This is a genomic window from Sphingomonas faeni, from assembly GCF_030817315.1.
In the GTDB taxonomy this organism is placed as follows: domain Bacteria; phylum Pseudomonadota; class Alphaproteobacteria; order Sphingomonadales; family Sphingomonadaceae; genus Sphingomonas; species Sphingomonas faeni_C.
The window spans coordinates 1,551,597-1,577,528 of sequence record NZ_JAUSZF010000001.1 but is presented as its reverse complement, the minus strand read 5'-3'; the positions used below and the strand labels follow the sequence as shown (position 1 = coordinate 1,577,528).

The window sequence follows — 25,932 nt, the reverse complement described above, 5'->3', positions numbered from 1 at the left end:
AATCTGGGCGCGCATCCACTAGATGCAGTCTCGAATCTCCAAGGAACTCCAATGACTACCCATACCACACGGATGCTTATCCTCGGCTCGGGCCCCGCCGGGCTCTCTGCCGCGATCTATGGCGCGCGTGCCGGGATGGCACCGATCGTCGTGCAGGGCATACAGCCCGGCGGCCAGCTGACCACGACCACCGACGTCGAGAACTATCCCGGCTTCAAGGACGTGATTCAGGGCCCGTGGCTGATGGAGCAGATGCAGGCGCAGGCCGAGCATGTCGGCACGCGGATGATGTGGGATACGATCGTCCAAGTCGACCTGACCAGCCGCCCGTTTCGTCTGATCGGCGACAGCGGCGACGTTTACGAGGGCGATACGCTAGTGATCGCGACCGGCGCGCAGGCGAAATGGCTCGGGATCGACAGCGAGGAGCCGATGAAGGGCAAGGGCGTCAGCGCCTGCGCGACCTGCGACGGCTTCTTCTATCGCGGCAAGAAGGTGGCCGTCATCGGCGGCGGCAACACTGCGGTCGAGGAGGCGCTTTACCTCACCAACCACTCGCCCGACGTGACGCTGATCCACCGCCGCGATTCGCTCCGGTCGGAGAAGATACTCCAGGAGCGGCTGTTCGCGCACAAGGGCGTGACGGTGCTGTGGAACAAAGAGGTCCGCGAGTTCGTGGATGGCGGCGGCAACGCGGGGCTGGTCGCGCTTGAGCTCGAGGACACTGTGACCGGCGAGCGCTCGCGGCTCGCGGTCGACGGGGGATTCGTCGCGATCGGGCACCATCCGGCGACCGAGCTGTTCCGTGGGCATATCGATCTCGATTCGGATGGGTATATCTCGGTCGAGACCGGCTCGACGCGGACCAGCGTCGAGGGCGTGTTCGCGTGCGGCGACGTCGCGGACAAGGTGTATCGGCAGGCTGTGACGGCGGCTGGGACGGGTTGCATGGCGGCGCTGGACGCCGAGCGCTTCCTGGCGGCGGCCGAGTTCGCGGAACTCGCCGAAGCCGCTGAATAACGGGCGTTATCGCGAAAGAAGATTAGGCCAGGTTACGCCTAAGTGCGGTCTCCAGCGCGGCGGCCGCCGGACCGGTGAAGCTGTGCGAGTCGGTGTCGATCGTCACTGACGGGACGGCGGTGCCGGCCGCCGCTGCGAAGGCCATGGCAGTCGCGTCGCCGCGGGCCAGGATGACGGCGGCGTTGGTTTGCAAAGCTGCGATCGCGGTCAGGACCGGGCCGGATAGCAGGTTTCGGCTTTCCTCACCAGTCTGAATGACCCTCAACAAGCCCTTGGTATATCTTGTGATATCTTACTTTCCGGACGGCGTTCGGCGCCATGTCGCCAGGTCTCGCGACGCTGTGCGGTAGTGGTGCCGGATGGCGGCGGCGGGGGGATGTCGTCGATCGGTTCGATGACCCAGGGGTTGGCGAGAACGACCTTGTCGAAGCCGGCCGACCGTCCGAACAGCGCCAGCGTGCTGGCTGCGTCGCAATTGCCGAAGCCAATCAGGCGGGTGACATGCGGGGCTACGTTCCGGAACGCGGCGACAGCTGCGATCAGGTCGAGCTTGGCGCTCAAGAAGCCACCGTTATCGCCCGTAGAGTCTCCTACGCCGCGGCTGTTATAGCGGAATACGGGCGTGCCAGTCGCGGCCAGGCGTTGGGCTATCATTACCATTCCGCGGTGTGGGCCGCTGCGGATTTCGTTGCCGCCGGAGACTATGAGCAGTCCGGTCGTGCCGGGTGCATCGTCCAACGTAGCGGCAAGCGTTTCGCCTTCGCACGCGAACCCGATCAGCCTTCGAATGGTGCTATCCAATGTGCGATATCGGCTGCAAGCTGCTGTGCCAATGCGATATTGCGCCGGGTTTCGACCGACGCCAGAGCGGCGATCCGGCGTAGGTTGCATCGGCGGGTAGGGAATCGGTGTCCAGGCGGACGACGCGGTACCGTCCGCCCTCGCACGGCACGGCATCTCGGAGTTCGGCGAGCATCTCGGTCGACAGGCTGTTGCCGGCATACTCGTCCCCCTGGCCGGACTTACCCGCAATGGGCGCGGGTGCGTTCCAGGTCGCGGATGAGTCTGCGCCCGTTTGCGGAGCGAGGTGCCAGCGGCCGGCGAGGTCGGCGTCGGTATCGAGTAGCGCGCGCTTCTTATCGAAAGCGCGTAGCTATGGGCGCCAAGCGGTTGCGTTAGTTCGCGATAGGCCTAGCGCTGGTCGGACAGTTTGGCGTCGATTGCTGCCACGACACCCTCGCCGGTGCCGGGGAAGTCGGGGAGTACGCTGCCGATGCCGTGATCCGCGAGCGCGCGGAGGATCGTGCAGGCGAACTGGCGGGTGCGGTTCGCTTCTTCGAACAGGGGGGGGCGGTGATGACGATCAGGCCGGTGTCGGGGCCGAATCGCAGCATGGCTTCGCGTCCGCCGGGCCAGTCATAGGTATCGAAGCGGAGGCCGGTCATTCCGGCGGAGGCTAGACCCCGGTCAGGGTTAGACCAGCGCCTTGCCCGCGGCGAACTGGACGAGCGCGCCGAATGTCTCGAGCATCTCGCCGTCGATCTCGTCGTCCTCGATCAGGATGCCGAGCCGGTCCTCGAGTTCGGTGAGCACGCTCGCCACCGCCATCGAATCGAGTTCGGGCAGCGCACCGAACAGCGGCGTGTCGGCGGTGAACGTCGCGACTCGGTCGGCGCTGAGGCCGAGGATGTCGGCGAGGACGGCGCGTACCGTCGTTTCGACTTGGGAAGTACCTTCGAAGATCACGAGCATCGCCTGAACCGTTACGAACCGGGCTGCGCTAGCGTGTGGGGGTGAATTCGGCAACGGGTTCGCGCGATGGGGGCTTGGCGCTATCAGGGCCGCATGATCGCGCTCGACCCCAAGCCATACCCCATTGACCACATCGCGTTGCGTGGTGCGCCCGACGCCGTTGCGCTGGTCGACAAGACCGGCGCGATGACGTTTGCCGAGCTTGAGGCTGGGGTCGGGGCGCTGGCGGGGTGGCTTGCCGGCCGGGGGCTGTTGGCGGGCGATCGGGTGGCCACGTGGCTGCCCAAGACGCGCGCCGCGTGCCTGATGCCATTGGCGGTGGCGCGGGCGGGGCTCGTGCATGTGCCGGTCAATCCGTTGCTGCGGCGGGCGCAGGTTGCGCATATTCTTGGGGATAGCGGGGCGCGGTTGCTGGTGACGCAGGGGGCGCGGGCTGGGACGCTAAACGAGGGGGACGTTCCGGATGGGTGTTCGATCGTCGACGAGGCGGACCTTCCGTTGGTTCCCCGGCGAAGGCCGGGGTCCAGTTGGGATGATGCCGATGGTGTCGCGCAACGTGCTGTTACGATGGTTCTCCCAACTGGGCCCTGGCCTCCGTTGGGGAACCGCGAGCGAGAGACGATGGGGCCTTCGGATGCCGATCCCGACACCCTCGCAGCGATCCTCTATACCTCGGGCTCCACCGGCCGACCGAAAGGCGTGATGCTCAGCCATGCGAATTTATGGCTGGGGGCGATCTCGGTAGCGCATTATCTGAAGCTGGAGCCCGAAGACCGCGTGCTCGGCGTGCTGCCGCTTTCGTTCGACTATGGCCAGAACCAGCTGTTCTCGACCTGGGCGGCGGGGGCGTCAGTGGCGCCGCTCGATTATCTGGTTGCGCGCGACGTGGTGAAGGCGGTCGAGCGGGTCGGGGCGACGACGCTCGCGGGGGTGCCGCCCTTGTGGGTGCAGCTGCTGGAGACGGACTGGCCGGCGGAGACTGCGGCACGGTTGAAGCGGCTGACCAACTCTGGCGGCGCGCTGACGCCGCGACTCGTGCACGGGCTTCGGGAGCGGTTTCCGGCGGCGGATGTGTACGCGATGTATGGGCTGACCGAGGCGTTCCGATCGACCTATCTCGATCCCGCGCTGATCGATGCGCATCCCGATGCGATGGGGCGGGCGATACCGTTTGCCGAGGTTTTGGTGGTGAAGGCCAACGGCACGCGCGCCGCGCCGGGCGAGGCGGGGGAGCTGGTGCACGCTGGGCCGCTCGTTGCGCGAGGCTATTGGCGGGATGTGGAGCGGACGGCGCAGCGGTTTCGGCCGGCACCTGATGGCAACGGCATGGCGGTGTGGTCGGGGGATACCGTGGTCGAGGGCGAGGACGGGCTTTTGCGATTCGTTGGGCGCGATGACGAGATGATCAAGAGCGCCGGGAATCGGATCAGCCCGCTGGAAGTGGAGGAAGCTGTGCTGGCGGGTGGCGAGGCGCGCGAGGCGGTTGCGGTTGGGGTGCCGGACGAGCGGTTGGGGCAGGCGATCGTGGTGATGCTGGCCGGGGACGCGAACGGCGAGGCGGCGTTGCGGGCGCGGTTACGGACGGCACTGCCTAGCTTCATGCAGCCCGGCGCGTATCTCTGGCGGGATGAATTACCGGGTAATGCCAATGGGAAGCTGGATAGGTCTGCCATCGCGGCTGAGGTAAGAACTTGTTCCCTCGCGAAGGCGGGCGTCCAGTCTGGGCCCCCGCTTTCGCGGGGGAACATGGAGGGGAGTGCGTCATGAAACCGATCGGTGCTCTTCCTCCCGAGTTTGCTGCGCAGACAGACGCGTTAGTCATCGCAGGCCGAGCGGCTGATGATTGGGCCATGCACGCCGGCGACACACCGCTGTTCGTCTACGACATGGCGGTAGTAGCCGCCCGCATCTCGCGATTTCGCGCGGCGATGCCGGCGATCGATCTGCACTATGCTATCAAGGCGAATCCGCATGCCGACTTGCTGACCACCATCGCTCCGCTGGTCGACGGGCTCGACGTTGCTTCCTCGGGGGAACTCGCCAAGGCGCTCGCAGTCAAGCCAGCGGCTTCGATCAGTTTTGCCGGGCCCGGCAAGCGTGACGACGAACTCGTTGCAGCGATTTCCGCCGGTGCGACGCTCAACGTTGAATCCGAAGGCGAAGCGGCGCGGACGTTCGCGATCGGCGACCGGCTCAGCCTCACGCCGCGCATGGCGGTACGCGTGAATCCCGATATCGAACTCCGCGGCTCGGGCATGCGGATGGGGGGGCGTGCTTCGCCGTTCGGGGTTGATGCCGTGCGCGCGGCGGCGCTCGTGAAGGCGGTCGTCGCGGCGGGCGCGGACTGGCGCGGCTTTCATATCTATGCTGGCAGCCAGGCGCTCGATGCCGGTGCGATCGTCGAGACGCAGGCGGCGACGATCGCGCTCGCGGCACGGTTGGCGGACGAGTCGGGCGTCGCGCCGCCGCTCGTCAATCTCGGCGGCGGTTTTGGCGTGCCGTATTTTGCGGGGGACGTGGCGCTCGACGTCGAACGGGTCGGCGGTGCGCTGGCCGAAGCGCTGGCATCCCGTCCTGCAATCCTTGCCGAAACGCGGTTCGCAATCGAACTCGGGCGCTGGCTCGTGGCGGAGGCGGGCGTCTACCTGACCCGCGTCATCGACGTGAAGGAGAGCCAAGGCGAGACCTTCGTCGTTGTCGACGGCGGCCTGAACCATCAACTCGCGGCGAGTGGCAATTTCGGCACCGTCGTTCGCCGCAACTATCCGATCGCGGTCGCCGCGCGGATGGGCCAGGAGGCTGCGGACACCGTGTCCGTCGTCGGTCCGCTCTGTACTCCGCTCGACCGGCTCGGTGACAAGATCGCTCTCCCGCCGGTCGAAGTCGGCGACCTCATCGCGATCTTCATGGCGGGCGCATACGGGGCGAGTGCCAGCCCGACCGCGTTTCTCGGGCATCCACCAGCCGCCGAGATCGTTACTGCGATATAAGGCGCAGTTGCAGTGCCTTGGCGGTGCGTGGTTGGGCGCGCTCCTAACGCTATCTTCACCTGTTACTTGCATCGCGAAGGCTGAGCTAGCCGCCCGTCAGCAACCGATGGATGGTGCGGCGCCAGGAAAGTTGCCCATGCGTTCCGGATCTGTATCGCAGTCCCTGCTGACCCGAGGCCTCGTCGCGACCAAGCTCGGTGCCTGCACGACCACCGGTACGCGTCCCCAGTTGCTGCCTGCGGCATTCGTCGCGAACCAGGAATTGCCGGGCGAGGAGTACGTAATCGGGCCGCTCGACCAGCTCAACATCTTCGTCTGGCGCAACCCGATCGGCAACACCATGACCGCCAGCGCTTCGGTACGTCCCGGTGCGATCGCTCCGTTCGGCATCACTTTAAGCGGCGCCTATGATCGCGAGACCGCCAGCCAGCTGAAGCAACGCTACGAGGGTTATTACGGTCGCGGCGACATACTCCAGCCGATCTCGCCCTATGTCGCACTGACCGCCGGCGTCGGTTACGAGAAGATCGAGACGAGCCAGAAGGACGCGGTCGTCGATGCTAGCGGTACGCCAGTGCTCGATCGCGACGGCCGCTTCGTCACCGACGGGGCATCGCCGCGTCGCGTCGCCTATCGCACCGACGGCATCTATTACGACGCCGGCGTCGTCTGGCGCCCCAATCGCCGCACTTCGGTGGAGGGGCATGTCGGGCGCCGCTACGGATCGCTCAGCTACACCGGCACCGCGACCTATCAGGCGTCGCAATCGGTAGGCGTCGCGGTCAATGTGTATGACGGCGTGCAGACCTTCGGCCGGCAGCTCCGGACCGGCATCCGCAATCTGCCGAAGAGCTTCCTGACCGGCAACCAGCAGGGCTTCGGCCAGCAGTTCAACGGCTGCTTGTTCGGCTCCAGCGGTCCGCAACCGGGCGGCTGCCTCAACGACGTGTTCCAGTCGATCTCGACCGCCAGCTACCGCGCACGCGGGATCGACGGCGTGATCAGCGCGACCCGCGGACGTTCCACCTGGGGCGCAGGCATAGGCTATGCGAACCGCAAGCTGTATGCACCACGGCTTGCGCCCGGACTGGTCGTCACCGGCCTCGACGACGAGAGCTATTATGGCCAGCTATTCTACACCGGCAGGCTCACCCGGGTTTCCGGGGTCAACGCCGACCTGTTCGTCAACTATTATGATAGCGGGGTAGACGACATCCCCGGCGATATCGGCATATGGTCCTATGGCGGGACAGGGACGTATTTCCATAATTTCGGGCGATTTGGCACAACCGCGTCGCTTGGACTTTACAGCTTCAAGGTCGGCGACCTCGACAACGACTGGTCGGCGCAGGCGCTGATCGGTGCGCGGTACCAGTTCTGAAGGCGAGCAGCAGATGTACGACGAACATTACGGACTGACGGGTCGGCCCTTCCAGCTTACCCCCGATCCCAAATTCTGGTTCGAGACCGCCACCCACCGCAAGGCGATGGCGTATCTCGGCTATGGCCTGGCGCAGGGCGAGGGCTTCATCGTCATCACCGGCGATATCGGCGCGGGAAAGACGACGCTGGTCGGCCATTTGATGGACACGATCGACCACCAGCGGCTGAACGCGATCAAGCTCGTGTCGACCGCGATTGAGGCGGACGACCTGCTGCGGATCGTGGCCACCGACCTGAACGTCGATCCGGCCGGGCTGAGCAAGGCCGAACTGCTCACCGCGATCGAGCGCGGGCTACATTCGGTCGCACGGACCGGCAAGCGCACTCTGCTGATCGTCGACGAGGCGCAGGCTTTGCCCGTGAATGCGCTCGAAGAACTGCGGATGCTGTCGAACTTCCAGGCGGGCGGCCACGCGCTGTTGCAGATCGTGCTGCTTGGCCAGCCCGAGTTCCGTGACCGGTTGCATGGCTCGGATCGCCTAGAACAGCTCCGCCAGCGGGTGATTGCGATCCATCATCTCGATCCGATGGAAGAGCATGAGGTCTCCGAGTATCTCACGCACCGCCTGACGGTGGTCGGGTGGACGGGTAACCCCGACTTCACCGATGACGCGTTCGCAGCGTTCTTTACAGGGTCGGCGGGCGTGCCGCGTCGCCTGAACCAGTTGGCGGGGCGGGTAATGTTGCACGCCGCGATCGACGAGCTCTCGGTGATCGACGGCGACGCGGTCCGGACGATCCAGCGCGATCTGGAGGGCGACCTGCCGGTGCTCGCGAACGACAAGGGCAAGGGTGCGCGCGTTGCGGACGCATCGCCCGAACCGGTCGGTGCGCTGCGTGGGACTATGCCGCGCACCGATCCTGCGGTCGAGGAGCGGCTTGCCGAACTGGAGGCACGTGTGGAGATGCAGGACAAGGCGCTCCGCCGCGTGCTGACGCTGCTGGTCGACTGGGTCGAGAGCGACAACGAAAAGCCGGAATATGCGCCTATCCGTGGCGTCGCAGCTTGGCATGATGCCGCGTAATATGGCTGTTCTCAGTGGCCCCGTTATCAATAGTATGTCGGTCGATGTTGAAGAGTGGTTTCAGGTCGGCGCGTTCGAAAGGTCATCGACAAGGCTGACTGGGACTCGCTCCAGACCCGGGTCGAGGCGAACACCGATGCGGTCCTGGCGCTGTTCGCCGAGCGCGATACGGAGGCGACGTTCTTCGCGCTGAGGTTGCCAGCCATGGCTGGGATCACCAGCGCATCTTCACGATGACGCCCGACGTGTTTCGCGCGGACCTTGCGCGTGCTCGGGCCGCGATCGAGGACGCAGCGGGGACGAAGGTCACGGGGTATCGCGCGCCGAGCTTCTCGATCGACCAGCGTACGCCTTGGGCGCATGTCGAACTGGCCGAGGCGGGCTATGACTATTCCTCCAGCGTCGCGCCGTTGAAGCACGATCATTATGGCTGGCTCGACACGCCGTGCTATGGCTTCAAGCCGCTTGCCGACAGCGCGTTGATCGAAGTCCCGGTGACGGTGGCCAAGTTCGGCGAGCTCAAGCTGGCCACCGGCGGCGGGTTCTTCCGTCTGCTCCCGGCGGCGATCACCGACTTCGCGGTACGCCAGGTCAACCAGGAAGACCGTCCGGCGATGTCCTACTTCCACCCGTGGGAGATCGACCCTGCGCAACCGCGTGTCGCGGCGGCACCAATGCGCACGAAGTTTCGTGACTATTCGCGTTTGGGGGCGATGGCGGGCAAGCTCCTCGGGTTGCTCGATCGACATGCATGGGGCCGGGTGGATACGGTCGTCGCACGCGAAGCGGTCCGACTGGCGTGACCGCGCCGATGCCCGTCGGCGTGCGCGAAGTGGACCTTCGCGATCCGGCTCAATGCGCGCGCATCACGGCGTTCGTCGAGGTTACCGACGGCGGCACGCCGTTTCACCTGCCGGCTTGGAGCCTCGCGGTGCAGGACGGTTGCGGCCAGCGTGCGCACTATCTGGTTTCGGAGCGCGAAGGGGCGATCGTCGGCGTTCTGCCATTGACCGAAATGCGCTCGTCCATGTTCGGGCGCGCACTGGTTTCGACCGGGTTCGCGTTGATGGCGGCGTACCGGGTGACGCGGTCGAAGAGTTGTCGGTGGGGGCTTGGAACCTTGCGCTGCGGATCGGCTGCGCCTCGGTAGAATTGCGGTGAGGCCCTGCGCCGAATAGCTGGGATAGTAACGACACGAGCTATATAGGCTTCGTTCGCGATCTGGCAGCGGACGGTGATGCGGAACTGCTCGCGATTCCCCGGAAGCAGCGTGCCGAAGTCCGCCGCGCGCTCGGTTTTGGCTTGGACATCGTCATCGGAAGCTGCTCGCCGAGCATTACCGCGTTTACGCCGAGTCGGTTCGCAATCTCGGTACGCCGGTTTTTCCCACCAAACTTTTCCGAAGCGTTGCGGGTGTTATGGACGCGGGTGTTCTCACGGTTCGCCTCGAGGGAAGGGCGGTCGCCATCCGCCGTGCGGGGTCTGGCTAGCGATCACGTCACCGTCACCGGCAAGGTCGATGATGTCCGCGGCTGGCTCGACGCCGCGGACGTTTGTGTCGCGCCGCTGAAACTCGCGCGCGGCATCCAGAACAAGGTGCTCGAGGCGATGGCGAGGCCGGCGGTCGCCTCGACAGCTGCGGCCGAAGGCATCGACCATGCCGACACGATCCTCGTCGCCACGACCACGCAGGAGTTCGCAGACCGCATCTGCGAGTTGCTCGAAGCCCCCGACGTCGCTGCAACGCTCGGGCAATCGGCGCGTGCGCAGGTCATGCGCCGTTACGGTTGGGACGCACGCCTCGGGCCGCTGGACGCGCTGCTCGGCCTTCCGGTTTGACCGTGTGGCGTCGTCACGCGCTCGCGCTTGCGGTCGTCGCGGCGCTGATCCTGCTGACGTTTTGAAGCGACGTCGCCGATCTCGCGCATATCTGGTGGACGAGCACCACCTTCGGGCACTGCCTCTTCATCGGCCCAGTGATTGCATGGCTCGTTTGGCAACGCCGTGCCGAACTCGCCCGCTCACGCCGGCCGGCTGGTGGCCTGGGCTCGCGGTCGGGGGTTTCGGCTGACTGATGGGCGACGCCGCCTCCGTCGGGTTCGCGCGCCAGCTTGGGCTCGTCATGATGCTGCAAGGCGCGATCCTCGCCATCCTTGGCCCCCAATGTCGCGCGAGCATTGCTCTTCCCGCTCGCCTACGCGTTTTTCCCGTGCCGATCGGCGAAGGTCTCAAACCGCCGTTGCAGACCGTGACGGTCGCGATCGTCATGCCGTTGCTCCATTTGGTCGGCGTACCAGCGGTAGTCTACGGCGTGCGTGATCCACGCCGGCCGCTATTATTTCGAGGTGGCGGAAGCCTGTTCGGGCGCCAAGTTCGTCATTGCGATGGTTGCGTTCGGAGTGCTCGTCGCCAACCTGTGCTTCGTGTCGTGGAAGCGCTGCGCGGTGTTCCTCGCGGTCTCGATCATCCTCCCCGTCATCGCCAATGACCTCCGCGCGTTCGGACTATCTGGGCGGCGGACCTCACCTCGGTAGAAGCGGCGACCGGGATCGACCACATCGTCTATGGATGGGTGTTCTTCGCGCTCGTCATGGCGGGCGTGCTGGCGATCGGCTGGCGCTGGTTCGATCGCGCGCCCGATGATCCTGCGTTCGATCCCGCGCGTCTTCAGGCCATACCGAGGCACCGGACCGATCTCGCCATCGCCACTGCGCTGGTGCTCGCTACGGTAGGGGCGTTCCCGGCCTGGAGCGCAGCGATCGCGGGTCGCGCGCAGCCGCTGCATGCGCATATCGACTTGCCGGACGTTTCTGGCTGGCACCGCGTTCCGATCAGCACGCGCGCGCCCTGGGCGCCCTATTACCCCGGCGGGACCATTATCTGTTCGGCCGCTATGCTGATGTGTCGGGTGCGCGGGTCGACATGAGCATCGCGGTGTTCGGCAGCCAGCAGGAGGGCAAGGAACTGATCGCATACGGGACCGGCGTCCTGCGCGAGGAAGATCGCTGGGTTCGCGTCGCCGATCTACCCGAAATCGCAGCCGGTAGCGTCATGCGGATCACGGCGCCCGGACCCGTAGAGCGGATCGTCGCGACGTGGTACCGGGTCGCCGACACGACCACGCAGGACGAAACGCTGGTGAAGATCGAAACGATGAAGGCCCGACTGTTCGGCGGCCCGCAACGCGCGGTAGCGATCCACCTCTCGGTCGAGGGCGCCGACCCGCGCCCGATCACACGCTTCCTCGCCGCGCTCGGGCCTATCGCGCCGGTCGCGGATCACGCTGCGGGAATGCGCTAGATGTGCGGCATCGCCGGGATCTTCCATCCGGGTACGCCTAAGCCGGTCGACCCGAACCGCGTCCATGCGATGATCGCCGCGCTGTCGCACCGTGGGCCGGACGGCGATGGCATCTGGACCGCACCTGGTGTCGGCCTCGGCCATCGCCGCTTGTCGATCATCGACCTCAAAGGTTCGCCGCAGCCTATGTCCGACGGCTCGCTGACGATCACCTATAATGGGGAGGTGTATAACTTCGCCGAACTGCGCGACGAACTGACCGCAAAGGGCGCGATTTTCCGCACAGCGGGTGACACCGAAGTCCTGCTGCACGCCTGGCGCGCCTGGGGGCCGTCGATGCTCGATCGGCTGAACGGGATGTTCGCCTTTGCGATCCACGACACCGCTGCGCACACGCTGTTCCTCGCGCGCGATCGGATGGGCGTGAAGCCGCTCCACTATGTCGAGCTGGCGGACGGATCGCTGGCGTTCGCGTCCGAGTTGAAGGGCCTGCTCGCGCATCCGCAGCTCCGGCGGGTACCTGATCTCGGCGCGGTCGAGGATTACCTGGCGTTCGGGTACGTGCCCGATGATTCCTGCATGGTCGCGGGCGTGAAGAAGCTTGCTGCGGGGCACTTCCTGCTGGTCGAGCGCGGCAAGTCTGTACCGCAGCCGCGCAAATGGTGGGACATCGACTTCTCCAACCGCGCGACTGGTTCCGCCAAGACGCTGGGCGAGGAACTGGTCGACCGGATGCGCACGGGCGTGCGCTCGCGAATGGTCGCCGACGTACCGCTCGGCGCGTTCCTGTCGGGCGGGGTAGATAGCTCCGCGGTCGTTGCGCTTATGGCGGAGGCTAGCCCGAAGGCGGTTCGCACCTGCACGATCGGGTTCGACGAGGCCGGGCACGACGAACGCAGCTATGCCAACACGGTCGCGCGCCGTTTCGCGACCGATCACCGCGAGCGCGTCGTCGCATCAGGTGATTTCGGGTTGATCGATACGCTGGTCGCGAGCTTCGACGAACCCTTCGCCGATGCCTCCGCGCTCGCCACCTATCAGGTCTGTGCGCTGGCTCGCGAAAGCGTCACCGTCGCGCTGTCCGGGGACGGTGCGGACGAAGCACTCGCCGGATACCGCCGCTACAAGTTCCAGTCGGTCGAGGAGCGCGTCCGCGGCTTGCTGCCCTCGCATCTCCGCGCCGACGTCTTCGGTACGCTCGGGCGCTGGTATCCAAAGGCCGACTGGGCGCCGCGGCCGCTTCGCGCTAAGTCGACGCTGCTCGCACTCGCGCAGGGTGGCGGCGAGGCCTATGCTCGCTCGGTCGGCGTCACCACGCCGGAACTGCGCGCGCAGTTGTTCAACGGAGGCGCACGCGCGAAGCTCGGTGGGTACCGCGCCGAAGACCGCTATGTCGCGACGATGGCGAACGCTCCGGCGCGCGACGCGATCGACCGCGCGCAATATGCCGACATCAAGCATTGGCTGCCCGGCGATATTCTCACCAAGGTCGACCGCACCAGCATGGCGGTCGGCCTCGAGGCGCGTGAGCCGTTGCTCGACCACCGCCTGGTCGAGTTCTGCGCGACGCTGCCCGCCAACATGCGGTTGCGGCACGGCGAGGGAAAATGGCTGATGAAGAAGGCGATGGAGCCGTATCTGCCGCGCGACATCCTCTATCGGCAGAAGATGGGCTTCGTGACGCCAATCAGCGCCTGGTTCCGCGGCGCGCTGGCGGGGGAGGCGACCGCGCTCGCCAAGTCGCGCACGCTGGGGGAGACCGGGTGGTTCGACATGGCGACGATCGCGCGGATCGCCGACGAGCACCGGATGGGTCGCGCCGAGCATGGGCGTACACTGTGGCAGTTCGTCATGCTCGAACGCTCGATGAAGCGGATGTTCGGGTAAAGGCGGCTTCGGATACCCCCCGCAAAGGGTGGCACCAAAGGTGACGGAGGGGGGATACGGGACCGGCGTTTCGCGTGTTCCCTTCCGTCTGGCAAATGCCATCCACCTCCCCCTGACGAGGGAGGATTGTAGGGTATTTAGAAAAGTCCTTCGATCAGGCCCTCGTCGTTCAACCGGATCGCTTCCGCCGCTGGAATCCGCGGCAGGCCCGGCATCGTCATGATCTCTCCGCAGATCGCGACCACGAACCCGGCACCCGCTGCGAGACGGACCTCGCGCACCGGCACGATGTGTCCGGTCGGCGCGCCGAGCAGGGCGGGGTCCGTTGAGAAGCTATACTGAGTCTTCGCGAGGCAGACCGGCAGGTGGCCGTAGCCAGCATCTTCCCAGCGCTTCAACTGCGCCAGCACGCTCGGCTCCGCGACCGCGTGTTCGGCGCGGTAGATGCGACGCGCGACGGTGTCGATCTTGTCGAACAGCGACAGCTCATCGCCGTAGATCGGCGCGAACCCGCCGCCATGCGTGTCGCACAGTTCGGCAACCGCATCGGCCAGTTCGACCGCACCTTCGCCGCCCTCCGCCCAATGCCGACAGAGAATCGCGCGCGAACCATGCTGCGCCGCCGCTTCGACGATCGCGGCGATTTCCGCGTCGCTGTCGGTGTAGAAATGGTTGATCGCGACGACCGCGGGCACGCCGAACTGACGGATGTTCTCGATGTGGCGGACGAGGTTGACCGCACCGCGGCGTACTGCGTCCACGTCTTCACGCCCCAGGTCAGCCTTGGCGACACCGCCGTTCATCTTCAGCGCGCGTGCGGTCGCAACGATCACCACCGCGTCGGGAGCGAGCCCCGCCTGACGGCATTTGATGTCGAAGAACTTCTCCGCACCGAGGTCCGCGCCGAAGCCCGCTTCGGTCACGACGTAATCCCCAAGCGACAGGGCGGCGCGCGTTGCGATTACCGAGTTGCAGCCGTGAGCGATGTTGGCGAATGGGCCGCCGTGCAGAAAGGCGGGCGTGCCTTCGAGCGACTGGACGAGGTTGGGCTTGATCGCCTCCGCCAGCAGCACGGCCATCGCGCCATCGGCCTTCAGGTCGCGTGCAGTGATCGGCGTGCGGTCACGCGTGTAGGCGACGACGATATCGCCCAACCGTCGCTCCATGTCGGCGAGCCCGTCGGCGAGGCACAGGATCGCCATCACCTCCGACGCGACGGTAATGTCGAAGCCGGACTCGCGCGGATAGCCGTTGGCGACGCCACCGATCGACTGGACGATATCCCTAAGCGCCCGATCGTTCATGTCGAGCACGCGCCGCCAGACCACGCGGCGCACGTCGATCTGGAGCGCGTTACCCCAGTGGATGTGGTTGTCGATCATCGCCGCCAGCAGGTTGTGCGCGGCCGTGATCGCGTGGAAATCGCCGGTGAAGTGGAGGTTGATGTCCTCCATCGGCGCGACCTGCGCGCGCCCGCCGCCGGTCGCGCCGCCCTTGGTGCCGAAGCAGGGTCCGAGCGATGGTTCGCGTAACGCCAGCACCGCCTTGCGCCCGGTATGGCGCAGCGCGTCGGCAAGCCCGATCGAGGTGGTGGTCTTGCCTTCGCCTGCCGGGGTTGGATTGATCGCCGTGACGAGAATGAGCTTGCCGTTCGCCGAAGACTTGCGCGCGTTCAGCCATTCGAGCGAGATCTTCGCCTTGTACCGACCGTAAGGCTCGATCGCCTCGTCGGGAATGTGCAGGCTGTCCGCGATGGCGGCGATAGGGCGCAGGGCGACGCTGCGAGCGATGGCGATATCGGTTTCCATGGCGCCAGACCTAGCGGGGGAGGGGATAGCTTTCCAGACTGATGGGCGTCTCCAATGCAGAACGGCGCCAGCTTTTCGAGGCAGGCGCCGACTGTATCCGACAATCAAACCGAACCGCGTGCGATTACATCGTCTGCAGTTCGGTGATATGCGTCTGAACGACCGGCACGATCCCGGCCGCAACCGTCTTCAAGCCCGGTACGGTGCCCTTTGCCGCATAGCCCTGCTGCAACGTCAGTGCCTTGGCGTGTGCCGCCTTCTGCTGCGTCACGTACAGCCGGTCGCGCGCCGTACCCTTCGCTGCGCGGAGTGCCGCGACGTTCTTGGCCCCCATCGGATCGAGCTTCGGCGGTGCGACCTTTACGTTCGCCGCCATCGCCGCGACCTTCACGTCTTCGGTGCTTTTCGTGTGATCGGCGATCATCATCTGCGCAAAGCTCTTGAGCTTCGGATTGGTGGTCGTCTCGAGCAGGATCTGGCTCGACGTCTTCTCGTACAGGTCGCCGGCACCGGCCTTCATCACATAGGTCGACGCAGGCATCGGCGCTTGGGCCGAAACGGCGGCGATCGGCAGCGCGATCAGCGCGGCGGCGGTCAGAAATCGTGTCATGGTCTTCTCTCCTGTTGAATTTAAGTCAGTCGTTCGCGGTGCCGGGTTCGGCCATCTTGCGGTGCATCTCGGCGAGCACGGCGTTCGGCGTTACGTTGGCGATCGACGACTGAATCTTGTTCTTCCAGCCGGATACGACGGCCGCCTTGCCGGACATCAGCGCGTCCCAGCCGTCCTTGGCGACGTCGGCCGGATCGCTCTTCTTCGGATCGGTACCGACATCGGTGTCCATCATGTGCGCGCGGTCGAAGAACTCGGTATCGACCGGGCCGGGCATCAGGTTGGTTAGCGTGACGCCGTCCGCATCCTTGATCTCGTTCTGGATCGCCGCGACGAAGCTGTCGACGAAGCTCTTCGTGCCGTTGTAGACCGCCTGGAACGCACCGGGGATGTACCCTGCGATCGATCCGGTCACGAGTACCTTGCCCGCGTTGCGCGCGACCATCGGCGGCAGGATTTTCTGCAACAGATACGCCGTACCGACGACGTTGGTGTCGACCACTTTGCGCCATTCCGCGAGGTCCTGGTCGAGGAATGCCTGGCCGAGCCCGCGTCCGGCATTGGCGCAGACCAGATTGACCGTCCGGCCGTTCGTTGCCGCTAGCAGTTGGTCGACACCTTCGATCGTCGAGAGGTCGGCCTGGACCGCCTGTACGTCGGTGCCGAACTGCTTGAAGTCCCGCGCCGCCGCTTCGATCAAGGCTTCGTCGGCTACGACCAGGATGTCGTAGCCATCCTTTGCGGCAAGCGTGGCGAGTTCGAAGCCGATGCCCGTCGAGGCGCCAGTGATGATTGCGAATTTATCAGCCATTGTCAGATATCCTCAGTTGAAGCCGGGCTTCAGCACGACCTTCGTCACTTCGTTCTGGTTGTTCTTGAACATGTCGTAGCCCTTGGGCGCGTCCTCCAGATCCATGCGGTGCGAGATCAGGAAGGTCGTGTCGATCTTGCCTTCCATGATCGCGTTGAGCAGCGCGGGCATGTAATGCTGGACGTGAGTTTGACCGGTCTTGAGCGTCAGACCCTTCTCCATGAAGGCGCCGAGCGGGAACTTGTCGACGAACCCGCCGTACACCGCAGGCATCGACACCCGCCCGCCCTTGCGACACGCGATGATCGCCTGACGGATGGAATGCGTCCGATCGGTGCCGAGGAAGGTCGACGCCTTGATCTGGTCGATTACGTTGTCGACAAAGAAGCCGTGCGCCTCCAGGCCGACGCTGTCGATCACCGCATCGGGACCGATCCCGCCAGTCATGACCATCAGCGCCTCGTAGACGGCGCTTTCCTCATAGTTGATCGTCTCGGCGCCGAATTTCTTGGCGAGCTCCAATCGGTGCGGGAAATGGTCGATCGCAATGACGCGTTCAGCACCCATCAGGAACGCCGATTGCACCGCGAACAGCCCAACCGGACCGCAGCCCCAGACCGCGACGGTATCACCCGGCTCGATCTGCGCATTCTCTGCCGCCATCCAGCCGGTCGGCAGGATGTCCGACAGGAACAGCACCTTCTCGTCGTCGACGCCGTCGGGAATGACGATCGGACCAACGTCGCTGAACGGCACGCGGACATATTCCGCTTGGCCGCCCGCATAGCCGCCAGTCATGTGGCTGTAGCCGAACAGGCCGGACATCGGCTGTCCATAGATTTCCTGCGCGATGTCCTGATTGTCGGCGGGCAGGCCGTTGTCGCACGCCGAGTACTGATGCTTGCCGCAATGGTAACAACTGCCGCACGCGATCGTGAACGGGACAACGACCTTCTGGCCCTTCTTCAACGTCGACTTCGCACCGACCTCGACGACTTCGCCCATGAACTCGTGGCCCAGGATGTCGCCGGCCTGCATCGTCGGGATATAGCCGTCGTACAAATGCAGGTCGGATCCGCAGATCGCGGTCGCAGTGACCTTGATGATGCAGTCGCGTTGATTGACGATTTCGGGATCGTCGACGGTATCGACGCGGACGTCGTGCTTACCGTGCCATGCCAGAGCGCGCATCAGGCCATCTCCTCTTCATGCTGCTTGCGGTTCATCGCGGCGGTCGCGATCTCGCCGGTTTCCATCAATTGCTTGAAACGTCGCAGGTCGCGGCGCGCCTGGATTGCGGGCTCGCGCTGGAACATCTTCGCGATCAGCTTGCCGATCGCGCCGCCCGGCGGATCGTACAGGATCGTGGCAGTCACGACCGTGCCACGGGCGCCGGCATCGCGGAACTCGACACGGCCACTGTTCGGGACGTCTGCGCCGTCTTCGGACGACCATTCGATCAGCCGGTCCGGCACTTCGTCCGTGACGGCCGATGTCCATTCATAGGACTTGCCGGCGGGGCCCTTGACTACCCAGTGCGAGCGACGCTGATCGAGGACTTCAATGCGCTCGACATTCTCCATGAAGGTCGGAAGGTTCGCGAAGTCTCGGAAATAGGCGAACAGCTCGCCGACAGGGCGGTTGATCGTTACGGCGCGCGCAACGATGCTGCTGCCCTTACCGTCGGCCAAGTCCTGCGTCGCGTCCGCGACGGCGTCGCGTCGCTTGGAAGCACTTAACGGAGCATCGTCTCTGGGATCGCTTTCGGTCATGATGGTCTCCAAGCTGCGAAGCCTGTTCAACAGCATCGGGAGAATGAATGTTCCGGGGTTTTGGTAATGAAAAGCGGGGTGTTAATCTGAATTAGGATGTTGTTGCGACTGAGTAGAAGATGTTGTCAAGAACGTTACAGATGGACATAGCTATAACGGCGTTCGTGACACCGATACCCCTATAATACGTCGCTAACTGAGTTGGCAGGTGTAAATAAGCTACACGACGATCATCGCAGCAGACGAGGATCGCCCGTGACCTACCAGACGCACATCGCCCAGTTGACCAACCTCATTGCCGACCGGAACGGTACGTGGGACGCGATCTCGCCCGAGTCCGTCGCGCGCATGCGGCTCCAGAACCGGTTCACCACTGGGCTCGACATCGCACGCTATACCGCCGAAATTATGCGCAAGGACATGGCCGCCTATGACGCGGATCCGGCGCATTACACGCAGTCGCTCGGTTGCTGGCACGGGTTCATCGCGCAGCAGAAGATGATCAGCATCAAGAAACATTTCGGCACGACCGATCGCCGGTATCTCTACCTGTCGGGCTGGATGGTCGCGGCGATGCGGAGCGAATTCGGCCCGCTGCCGGACCAGTCGATGCACGAGAAGACCAGCGTGCCCGCTCTGATCGAGGAACTCTACACCTTCTTGCGGCAGGCCGATGCGCGTGAACTCGGCATGATGTTCCGCGATGTCGATGCGGCACGCGCCGCCGGTAACGCGATCGAGGAACAGCGCCTGCTGAACGCGATCGAGAACCACCAGACGCACGTCGTGCCCATCATCGCCGACATCGATGCGGGCTTCGGCAATGCGGAGGCGACGTACCTACTCGCACGGAAGATGATCGAGGCGGGGGCGTGCGCCCTCCAGATCGAGAACCAGGTCAGCGACGAGAAGCAGTGTGGGCACCAAGACGGCAAGGTCACCGTGCCGCACGAGGACTTCCTCGCGAAGGTCCGCGCGTGCCGCTACGCGTTCCTCGAACTCGGCGTCGAGGACGGCATTATCGTCACGCGTACCGACTCGCTCGGCGCCGGCCTCACCAAGCAGATCGCGGTCAGCAAAAAGGCGGGCGATCTCGGCGACCAGTATAATTCGTACCTCGACTGCGAGGAGATCGACCCCGCCACCGCGCAGAACGGCGACGTTATTCTCAACGGCGGCGGCAAGCTGCTCCGTCCGAAGCGCCTGCCGTCGAACCTGTTCCAGTTCCGTGCGGGGACCGGCGAGGATCGCTGCGTGATGGATTGCATCGCATCGCTACAGAACGGCGCGGACCTGCTGTGGATCGAGACCGAGAAGCCGCACATTGAGCAGATCGCCGGCATGGTCGACCGCATCCGCGAGGTCGTTCCGAACGCCAAGCTCGTCTACAACAATTCTCCGTCGTTCAACTGGACGCTGAACTTCCGCCAGCAGGTGTTCGATGCATGGTCGGCTGCGGGCGAGGACGTCTCGGCCTATGATCGCGCGCGTTTGATGAGTGTCGATTATGATGGCACGACGCTTGCCGACGAGGCCGACGAACGCATCCGCACCTTCCAGGCGGACTCGGCAAAGCGGGCGGGGATCTTCCACCATTTGATCACGCTGCCGACGTATCACACGGCGGCGCTTTCGACCGACAACCTCGCCAAGGAGTATTTCGGGGATGCGGGAATGCTCGGCTATGTGAAGGGCGTCCAGCGCAAGGAAATCCGCGAGGGGATCGCCTGCGTGAAGCACCAGAACATGTCTGGCTCCGATCTCGGCGACGATCATAAGGAGTATTTCGCGGGTGAGGCTGCTCTGAAGGCTGGCGGCGCGCACAATACTATGAATCAGTTCGCGGCCTGACGCCAAGCCGGAGCGACAGCTCCGGCGCGGACCCGCGGCAGGCCCGGCCGGCGGGGCCAAAAGCCACGTCCGACCACGCGGCTTTGCTGGGGCGCTAAGCTTCGCTTCAGGACTGTTCGCGGAAACAGGTGGTTCTTCCGACGATCCTCCCCTTGGCGGGGAGGATCGTTCGGTTGCGACTGACTCTACTCCGGCGAGTCCACCCGGTCCGCCGCCAGCGGTTCCGCCAGCGCTGTCTCCCCCAGCGATGCCAGCACGGCCGCCGCCAGCGCATCCAGCCCGTACGGCTTCTCCAGCATGATTGCGTCCATATCGCCTTGCACCGATCCAATGTCACCGCTCGCAAAAACGATCCCAACGCCAGGCCGCAGCGCGCGCGCGGTGCGGGCGAAGTCCGGGCCCGATACGCCCGGCAGGTTGATGTCCGTCACCAGCGCGTCGATCGGCACGGTCTGGAGCGCGGTCATCGCGTCCTCCGCGCTCGCCGCGTCAACCACCACGAAGCCGCTGCCTTGCAGCATCTCGGCGGTGTTCGCGCGGATCATCTCGTCGTCCTCGACCAGCAGCACGGTGCGTCGCGCCGATGCGTCGAGCCGGCGCTCGGCCTCGATACGCGCATCGCGCGCGATCTTGGCGGCAGGAGCATCGTTGCGCTGCCTATTGGTAAGCACTTCGCGGAATTTCCGCGCCAGCGCCTCACGCGCATACGGCTTCGACAACAGGTCGACCCCGGCATCGAGCTTGCCGCCGTGGACGATCGAATTTTCGGTATAACCAGAGGTGAACAGCACCGCGAGGTTCGGCAACCGCTCCTTGGCTTTCCGCGCAAGCTCAGGGCTTTTCAGCGTTCCGGGCATCACCACGTCGGTGAACAGGATGTCGATCGGTACGCCGCTCTCGACCACGTTCAGTGCGCTGGCCGCATCGACCGCCTTGAGCACGCTGTAGCCGAGGTCGGTCAGCAACTCGACGACCGTCGCACGGACCTCGTCATCGTCCTCGACCACCAATACCGTTTCCGTGCCGCCGCAAATCGGACCGGCATCGGCAACGACCTCGAAATCCTCGCTCTCCATCGCGCGTGGGAGGTAGAGCTTGATCGTGGTGCCTTCGCCAACCTCGGAATAGATCTTCACATGGCCACCGGACTGTTTGACGAAGCCGTAGACCATCGACAGGCCCAAGCCTGATCCCTTGCCCTCGCCCTTGGTCGAGAAGAACGGTTCGAACACCTTCTCGATGATGTCGGGGCTCATGCCGCTGCCGGTATCGGACACTGCGAGAAGGACATATTGCCCCGCCTCAACTTCGTCGTGACTGCGCGCATAGGCGTCGTCGAGATGCGCATTGCCTAGTTCGATCGTCAACTTACCTTGGCCGTCCATGGCGTCGCGGGCGTTTATCGCGAGGTTCAGGAGGGCGTTCTCGATCTGGGCAGGGTCGATGAAGGTGTTCCAGAGGCCGCCGCCGACGACGGTCTCGATCTCCACGCCTTCGCCGATCGCGCGGCGCAGCATGTCGTCCATCCCGCGCACGAACCGCGTGACGTTGACGACCTTCGGCTCGAGCGCCTGGCGCCGCCCGAACGCGAGCAGCTGCGAGGCGAGCTTCGACCCGCGCGTGACGCCGGCCATCGCGTTGGCGACCCAGCGCTCGGCACGCTCGTTGCCGGCGAGGTTCTTGCCGAGCAGCTGGAGATTGCCCGAGACGACCTGGAGCAAGTTGTTGAAGTCGTGCGCGACGCCGCCGGTGAGCTTTCCGACGGTTTCCATCTTCTGCGACTGGGCGAGCTTGGCCTCGGCCTCGCGGCGTTCGCCGATCTCGGCGATGACGCGTGCCTCCAGCGTTTCGTTGAGCTGGCGGAGCTGATCCTCGGCGCGCTCGCGGTGGCGGACCTGACGGGCGAGCGCCTCGGCCTGCTCGCGGAGCGCGGCTTCCGCAGCGCGCTGGTGCGTGATGTCGGTATGGACACCAACCCATTCGACGATGTCGCCGGCGGAGTCGAAGATCGGCAGGCTGCGTACGGCGAAGGTGCGCCATGCGCCGCAATGCCGACGGACGCGGTGTTCGAAGACGAACATCGACTTGCCCAGGACAGCGGCGGTCCAGGCCTTGATCGTCGATGCGACATCGTCGGGATGGATCGCGTCGGCCCAGCCGAAATTCTGGTATTCGTCGATCGACTGGCCGGTCAACGCAGCCCAGCCGGGCTGTTCGCCGACCATCCGGCCGTCGGGGCTGTTGGTCCAGAGGACGCCGTGGACCGCATCCATCGCGGTGCGGAACCGGCCGTTGCTGATGCCGAGTGCCGCCTCGCGTTCGGCACGCTCCTCGACGTCGATGCCGAGCACGTAGATGCCGGCGACCGAGCCGTCCGTAACGGTATGCGGCACGTAGCGGAACTCCGCGCGGCGCGGGCGGCCGTCGCGGTGCGGGAACACGGTCTGCGCGATGAAGCTCTCGCCAGCCAGCGCGCGCTCGAACGAGGGGCGGCGATCCTGGTAGACCGCCTCGCCTAGCACCTCGCGGACGGGCTTGCCGATCATCGCCTCGGGCGAGACGCCGAGCCATTCGTCATATTGCGCGTTGGCGAGACGATAGACGTGGTCGCGATCGACGTACGCGATGAGCATCGGCACGGCGTCGGTGACGCGGCGCAGTTCGGCTTCGCTCGCGGCGAGGCGGTGTTCGGCTTCGACGCGACCGCTATTGTCGACCATCGTGCAGAGGACGCCCCCGACGATGCTGCCGGTAGGGCCGCCGGCGCAGTAGACGGGCGTGTAGAACAGGTCGAGCGTCAGCGTTTCCGGGCCATCGGGACGCTGGAACAGGATCGGCTGGTCGCGGTAGGCCACGGTCTCGCCGCGCAGGCCGGCTTCGAGAACGGCGCGGTTCCAGTCCCAGACTTCGGGGAACGCGGTCGCGACCGGGCTGCCGAGTGCCGCGGGATGGCGATCACCGGCGACGGCGCGGTAGCTGTCGTTGTAGAGCATGATGTGCTCCGGGCCCCACATCACGACCTTGGCTACGGGTGAGTGGAGAATATTGGCAAGCGTAACGCGGAGTTCCGGGGGCCAGGAGTCGATCGGGCCGAGCGACGTCGCGCTCCAGTCGCGCTGGCGGACGAGCAAGCCGCATTCGCCACCGCCGACCAGGATTTCCGGTGGCGCGGACGATGCGGAGTCACGGTCACGCATCTGTTCGAGCGCGGTGCGGACGATGGCGGCGACGTCGCCATGCCCTCCGTCGGTCAATTCGTCGATGTAGCTGCCGAGATCGGACGGCAGGGAAATGGTGCGCGACGAGCCAGGGGTTGTCATGCCGGACTAGTGGGTATGTGCCGCGCGCGTGTCAATGATTTGGGGTGGTGTGGGGGAGGGGGGCGTGGAGGCGTGGAGGCGTGGAGGCGGGCATCCAGCCATATCCCGGCACCACCCCAGCCCCACCCCGGCGGGGGCCGGGGCCCAATTGGGTGACGTTGCTAATGGAGCGCTTTCCCCCATTATTGCCACCTTTCCAATTGGGCCCCGGCCTTCGCCGGGGTGGTGTTGGGGTGGTGTGGGGGCGGGGCGGGGGGGGAACGACCTCCAGTATGTTTCCCCGCGAAGGCGGGGATCCAGACTGGGCTCCCGCCTTCGCGGGAGAACAAGGGGCAGGGGGCTGTCGTACGTAAGCCATCCCGGCGGGGGCCGGGGGCAATTGGGTGACGTCGCTAATGGAGCGTTGCCCCCCTATTATTGCCACCTTTCCAACTGGGCCCCGGCCTTCGCCGGGGTGGTGTTGGGGTGGTGTGGGGGCGGGAGCGGGAGTGGAAACGATCTCCAGCATGTTTCCCCGCGGAGGCGGGGGGGGCAGGGTGGGCTCCTGCCTTTGCGGGAGAACAAGGAAGGGGGCGCTGCCGTACGGAATACGGGAGCGCCCTCTGTCTTATCATCCCGAGTCGATCAGCCCTCGGTGCGCGGGAGGCCGAGCGGGTTGTCGTGCTTGACGGCCTTGGGGAGCAGCGCGTCGGGGAGGTCCTGGTAGCAGACCGGGCGCAGGAAGCGCTCGATCGCCGCCGTGCCGACCGAGGTCGTGCGCGGGTCCGAGGTGGCGGGGAAGGGGCCGCCGTGTACCATTGCTGGTGCGACTTCGACGCCCGTGGGCCAGCCGTTCGCGAGGATGCGACCGGCCTTGCGCTCGAGCACGGGCACGAGTGCCGCAGCGTCGGAATAGTCACCCTCGTCGATCTGGAGCGTGATCGTCAGCTGGCCTTCGACCTGTTCGAGGACCTGGCGGACCTCGGCCAGATCGGCGCAGCGGACGATGATCGAGGCTGCACCGAACACTTCGTGCGACAGCGCCGGGTCGGCGACGAACGCCTTGCCGGTGGTCGAGAACAAAGCCGCGCGACCGCGGTTTGCGCCCTCGGCCTCGGTGCCGCGGGCGACAGTCTCGACTGCGTCGTGACCGGCAAGCGCCGCGACGCCCTTGTCGTAGCTGGCGTAGATGCCCGGGGTCAGCATGACCTGTGGTGCAGCCTCACCCAGTGCGGCAGCGGCTGCTTCGACGAAAACATCGAGCTCAGGGCCATCGACGGCGATGACGATGCCCGGGTTCGTACAGAACTGGCCCGAACCCATCGTCAGCGAACCGACATAGGCCTTGCCGAGCGCTTCGCCGCGCGCCGCGAGGGCGGCCGGGAACAGGAGTACCGGATTGACGCTGCTCATTTCGGCATAGACCGGGATCGGCTCGGGACGGGCCGCGGCCAGTGCGACGAGCGCGAGGCCACCGCCGCGCGAACCGGTAAAGCCGACCGCCTTGATGCGTGCGTCCTTGACCAGAGCCGCGCCGAGTTCGTTCGCCGGACCCTGGACCAGCGAGAACACGCCCTCGGGCAGGCCGCACTTGGCGACCGCGGTCTGGATCGCCTTGCCGACCATCACCGACGTGCCGGGATGCGCGGGATGGCCCTTGACCACGACCGGGCAACCGGCGGCGAGTGCCGACGCGGTGTCGCCACCAGCGACCGAGAAGGCGAGCGGGAAGTTCGAGGCGCCGAACACCGCGACCGGGCCGACCGCGATGCGGCGCTGGCGCAGGTCGGGACGGGGGGCGGGTTTACGCTCGGGCTGTGCTTCGTCGATGACGACCGAGGCCCAGGTGCCCTGACGGAGGTGCTTCGCGAACAGGCGGAGCTGCCCGGTGGTACGACCGCGTTCGCCTTCGAGGCGCGGGCGGGGGAGGCCGCTCTCCTGAATAGCGCGGGCGACGAGCGGATCGTGGATCGCCTCGATCTCGTCGGCGATCGTCTCGAGGAATTTCGCGCGGGTCTCGGGGTCGGTCTCGCGGAAGGTGTCGAACGCTGCTTCGGCGAGCTTGCACGCCTCGGCGACGTCGGCCTCGCTCGATACCGCGAAGGCGGGCTCGATCTTCGCATCGGCCGACGGATCGATCGCGAGGAAGGTGACGTCGCTGTCTACGGCGCGTGCGCCGATCGGGAAGGTACCGTCCATGTCAGTTCTCCAAGTCAAATCGAGGGACGCGCAGGCCGGAACGGCAGAGCGTCGGGAAATCGTCGGCGGGGATGCGCGCGCGCAATGAAGGTCGCGCTATCATTCCTGGGCCCTTGATCCAATGTGGGGCGCATGCGGGTCATGTTCCAGACCGTAGTACCGTTC

The 25,932-nt window shown here is 65.5% G+C and carries 22 protein-coding genes and 3 pseudogenes; 15 read left to right on the top strand and 10 right to left on the bottom strand.

Translation table 11 applies throughout. The features are described from left to right. Window positions 1-51 precede the first annotated feature (51 nt). Window positions 52-1,020: a thioredoxin-disulfide reductase gene (gene trxB, locus QFZ54_RS07285; RefSeq protein WP_056048273.1), complete on the top strand. Its 969-nt coding sequence runs from the start codon at window positions 52-54 to the stop codon at window positions 1,018-1,020. 22 nt (window positions 1,021-1,042) lie between these two features. Here the strand turns inward: trxB and QFZ54_RS07280 are convergent, their stop codons facing one another. The 3 genes from QFZ54_RS07280 to QFZ54_RS07270 all read right to left on the bottom strand — a co-directional run bounded on the left by QFZ54_RS07280 (window position 1,043) and on the right by QFZ54_RS07270 (window position 2,772). Then, the gene (locus QFZ54_RS07280) at window positions 1,043-1,288 is read right to left on the bottom strand and encodes a hypothetical protein (protein ID WP_307085832.1); all 246 of its coding nucleotides are present in this window, start codon (window positions 1,286-1,288) and stop codon (window positions 1,043-1,045) included. After that, window positions 1,282-1,821, bottom strand: a complete 540-nt coding sequence (locus QFZ54_RS07275; RefSeq protein ID WP_307085830.1) for a hypothetical protein — start codon at window positions 1,819-1,821, stop codon at window positions 1,282-1,284. Before QFZ54_RS07275 ends, QFZ54_RS07280 begins: the two co-directional genes overlap by 7 nt. Before the next feature lie 672 nt (window positions 1,822-2,493). Then, window positions 2,494-2,772: an acyl carrier protein gene (locus QFZ54_RS07270; RefSeq protein WP_132740135.1), complete on the bottom strand. Its 279-nt coding sequence runs from the start codon at window positions 2,770-2,772 to the stop codon at window positions 2,494-2,496. A gap of 93 nt (window positions 2,773-2,865) precedes the next feature. Here QFZ54_RS07270 and QFZ54_RS07265 point away from each other — a divergent pair, with 93 nt between their 5' ends. From QFZ54_RS07265 to QFZ54_RS07210, 13 genes and pseudogenes are all read left to right on the top strand, one after another. Continuing rightward, complete coding sequence (locus tag QFZ54_RS07265; protein ID WP_307085827.1) at window positions 2,866-4,539, top strand: acyl-CoA ligase (AMP-forming), exosortase A system-associated; 1,674 nt, start codon at window positions 2,866-2,868, stop codon at window positions 4,537-4,539. Further along, window positions 4,536-5,762 carry a pyridoxal-dependent decarboxylase, exosortase A system-associated gene (locus QFZ54_RS07260; RefSeq protein WP_307085826.1) on the top strand — a complete coding sequence of 409 codons (1,227 nt, stop codon included), beginning with the start codon at window positions 4,536-4,538 and terminating at the stop codon, window positions 5,760-5,762. Before QFZ54_RS07265 ends, QFZ54_RS07260 begins: the two co-directional genes overlap by 4 nt. 136 nt (window positions 5,763-5,898) lie before the next feature. Then, window positions 5,899-7,143 (top strand): hypothetical protein, encoded by a 1,245-nt coding sequence (locus QFZ54_RS07255; protein WP_307085824.1) that lies wholly within the window; start codon window positions 5,899-5,901, stop codon window positions 7,141-7,143. A 13-nt stretch (window positions 7,144-7,156) separates the two neighbouring features. Beyond that, on the top strand, window positions 7,157-8,230 hold the full coding sequence (locus QFZ54_RS07250) for an ExeA family protein (protein ID WP_307089323.1): 1,074 nt from the start codon (window positions 7,157-7,159) through the stop codon (window positions 8,228-8,230). 1 nt (window position 8,231) lies between these two features. Next, a pseudogene (locus QFZ54_RS07245) lies at window positions 8,232-9,033 on the top strand (DUF3473 domain-containing protein). After that, the gene (locus tag QFZ54_RS07240) at window positions 9,030-9,380 is read left to right on the top strand and encodes a hypothetical protein (protein ID WP_307085822.1); all 351 of its coding nucleotides are present in this window, start codon (window positions 9,030-9,032) and stop codon (window positions 9,378-9,380) included. The pseudogene QFZ54_RS07245 and the gene QFZ54_RS07240 overlap by 4 nt, the downstream one beginning before the upstream one ends. Before the next feature lie 305 nt (window positions 9,381-9,685). Next, a pseudogene (locus QFZ54_RS07235) lies at window positions 9,686-10,069 on the top strand (glycosyltransferase); the annotation flags it as partial. 89 nt (window positions 10,070-10,158) lie between these two features. Then, the gene (locus QFZ54_RS20370; RefSeq protein ID WP_373458584.1) at window positions 10,159-10,305 is read left to right on the top strand and encodes a hypothetical protein; all 147 of its coding nucleotides are present in this window, start codon (window positions 10,159-10,161) and stop codon (window positions 10,303-10,305) included. Further along, window positions 10,305-10,484: pseudogene (locus QFZ54_RS07230) on the top strand (EpsI domain-containing exosortase); the annotation flags it as partial. The gene QFZ54_RS20370 and the pseudogene QFZ54_RS07230, both read left to right, overlap by 1 nt. Before the next feature lie 61 nt (window positions 10,485-10,545). Next, a complete protein-coding gene (locus QFZ54_RS07225; protein WP_307085818.1) occupies window positions 10,546-10,764 on the top strand; it encodes an archaeosortase/exosortase family protein in 219 nt (72 codons plus the stop codon). A gap of 38 nt (window positions 10,765-10,802) precedes the next feature. After that, window positions 10,803-11,156, top strand: a complete 354-nt coding sequence (locus QFZ54_RS07220; RefSeq protein ID WP_307085816.1) for a hypothetical protein — start codon at window positions 10,803-10,805, stop codon at window positions 11,154-11,156. Next, on the top strand, window positions 11,045-11,530 hold the full coding sequence (locus QFZ54_RS07215) for an exosortase C-terminal domain/associated protein EpsI (protein ID WP_307089321.1): 486 nt from the start codon (window positions 11,045-11,047) through the stop codon (window positions 11,528-11,530). Before QFZ54_RS07220 ends, QFZ54_RS07215 begins: the two co-directional genes overlap by 112 nt. After that, window positions 11,531-13,417, top strand: a complete 1,887-nt coding sequence (locus QFZ54_RS07210; protein WP_307085814.1) for an XrtA/PEP-CTERM system amidotransferase — start codon at window positions 11,531-11,533, stop codon at window positions 13,415-13,417. It begins immediately after the preceding gene. A gap of 137 nt (window positions 13,418-13,554) precedes the next feature. On the opposite strand, the gene QFZ54_RS07205 is transcribed toward QFZ54_RS07210, so the two are convergent. The 5 genes from QFZ54_RS07205 to QFZ54_RS07185 all read right to left on the bottom strand — a co-directional run bounded on the left by QFZ54_RS07205 (window position 13,555) and on the right by QFZ54_RS07185 (window position 18,418). Continuing rightward, window positions 13,555-15,225: a formate--tetrahydrofolate ligase gene (locus QFZ54_RS07205; RefSeq protein ID WP_307085812.1), complete on the bottom strand. Its 1,671-nt coding sequence runs from the start codon at window positions 15,223-15,225 to the stop codon at window positions 13,555-13,557. A 124-nt stretch (window positions 15,226-15,349) separates the two neighbouring features. Then, the gene (locus tag QFZ54_RS07200) at window positions 15,350-15,835 is read right to left on the bottom strand and encodes a DUF4142 domain-containing protein (protein ID WP_307085810.1); all 486 of its coding nucleotides are present in this window, start codon (window positions 15,833-15,835) and stop codon (window positions 15,350-15,352) included. A gap of 25 nt (window positions 15,836-15,860) precedes the next feature. Then, window positions 15,861-16,646 carry an SDR family NAD(P)-dependent oxidoreductase gene (locus QFZ54_RS07195; RefSeq protein WP_307085808.1) on the bottom strand — a complete coding sequence of 262 codons (786 nt, stop codon included), beginning with the start codon at window positions 16,644-16,646 and terminating at the stop codon, window positions 15,861-15,863. 12 nt (window positions 16,647-16,658) lie between these two features. Next, window positions 16,659-17,837, bottom strand: coding sequence for a zinc-dependent alcohol dehydrogenase (locus tag QFZ54_RS07190; protein WP_307085805.1), 1,179 nt, complete (start codon window positions 17,835-17,837; stop codon window positions 16,659-16,661). Further along, a complete protein-coding gene (locus QFZ54_RS07185) occupies window positions 17,837-18,418 on the bottom strand; it encodes an SRPBCC family protein (protein WP_307085803.1) in 582 nt (193 codons plus the stop codon). The genes QFZ54_RS07190 and QFZ54_RS07185 overlap by 1 nt, the downstream gene beginning before the upstream one ends. Before the next feature lie 255 nt (window positions 18,419-18,673). On the opposite strand from QFZ54_RS07185, the gene QFZ54_RS07180 reads away from it, so the two are divergent. After that, window positions 18,674-20,269 carry an isocitrate lyase gene (locus tag QFZ54_RS07180; RefSeq protein WP_307085801.1) on the top strand — a complete coding sequence of 532 codons (1,596 nt, stop codon included), beginning with the start codon at window positions 18,674-18,676 and terminating at the stop codon, window positions 20,267-20,269. A gap of 185 nt (window positions 20,270-20,454) precedes the next feature. On the opposite strand, the gene QFZ54_RS07175 is transcribed toward QFZ54_RS07180, so the two are convergent. Beyond that, window positions 20,455-23,589, bottom strand: a complete 3,135-nt coding sequence (locus QFZ54_RS07175; protein ID WP_307085799.1) for a PAS domain-containing protein — start codon at window positions 23,587-23,589, stop codon at window positions 20,455-20,457. 624 nt (window positions 23,590-24,213) lie between these two features. Further along, window positions 24,214-25,767, bottom strand: coding sequence for an aldehyde dehydrogenase (NADP(+)) (locus QFZ54_RS07170; protein WP_307085797.1), 1,554 nt, complete (start codon window positions 25,765-25,767; stop codon window positions 24,214-24,216). Window positions 25,768-25,932: the final 165 nt, after the last annotated feature.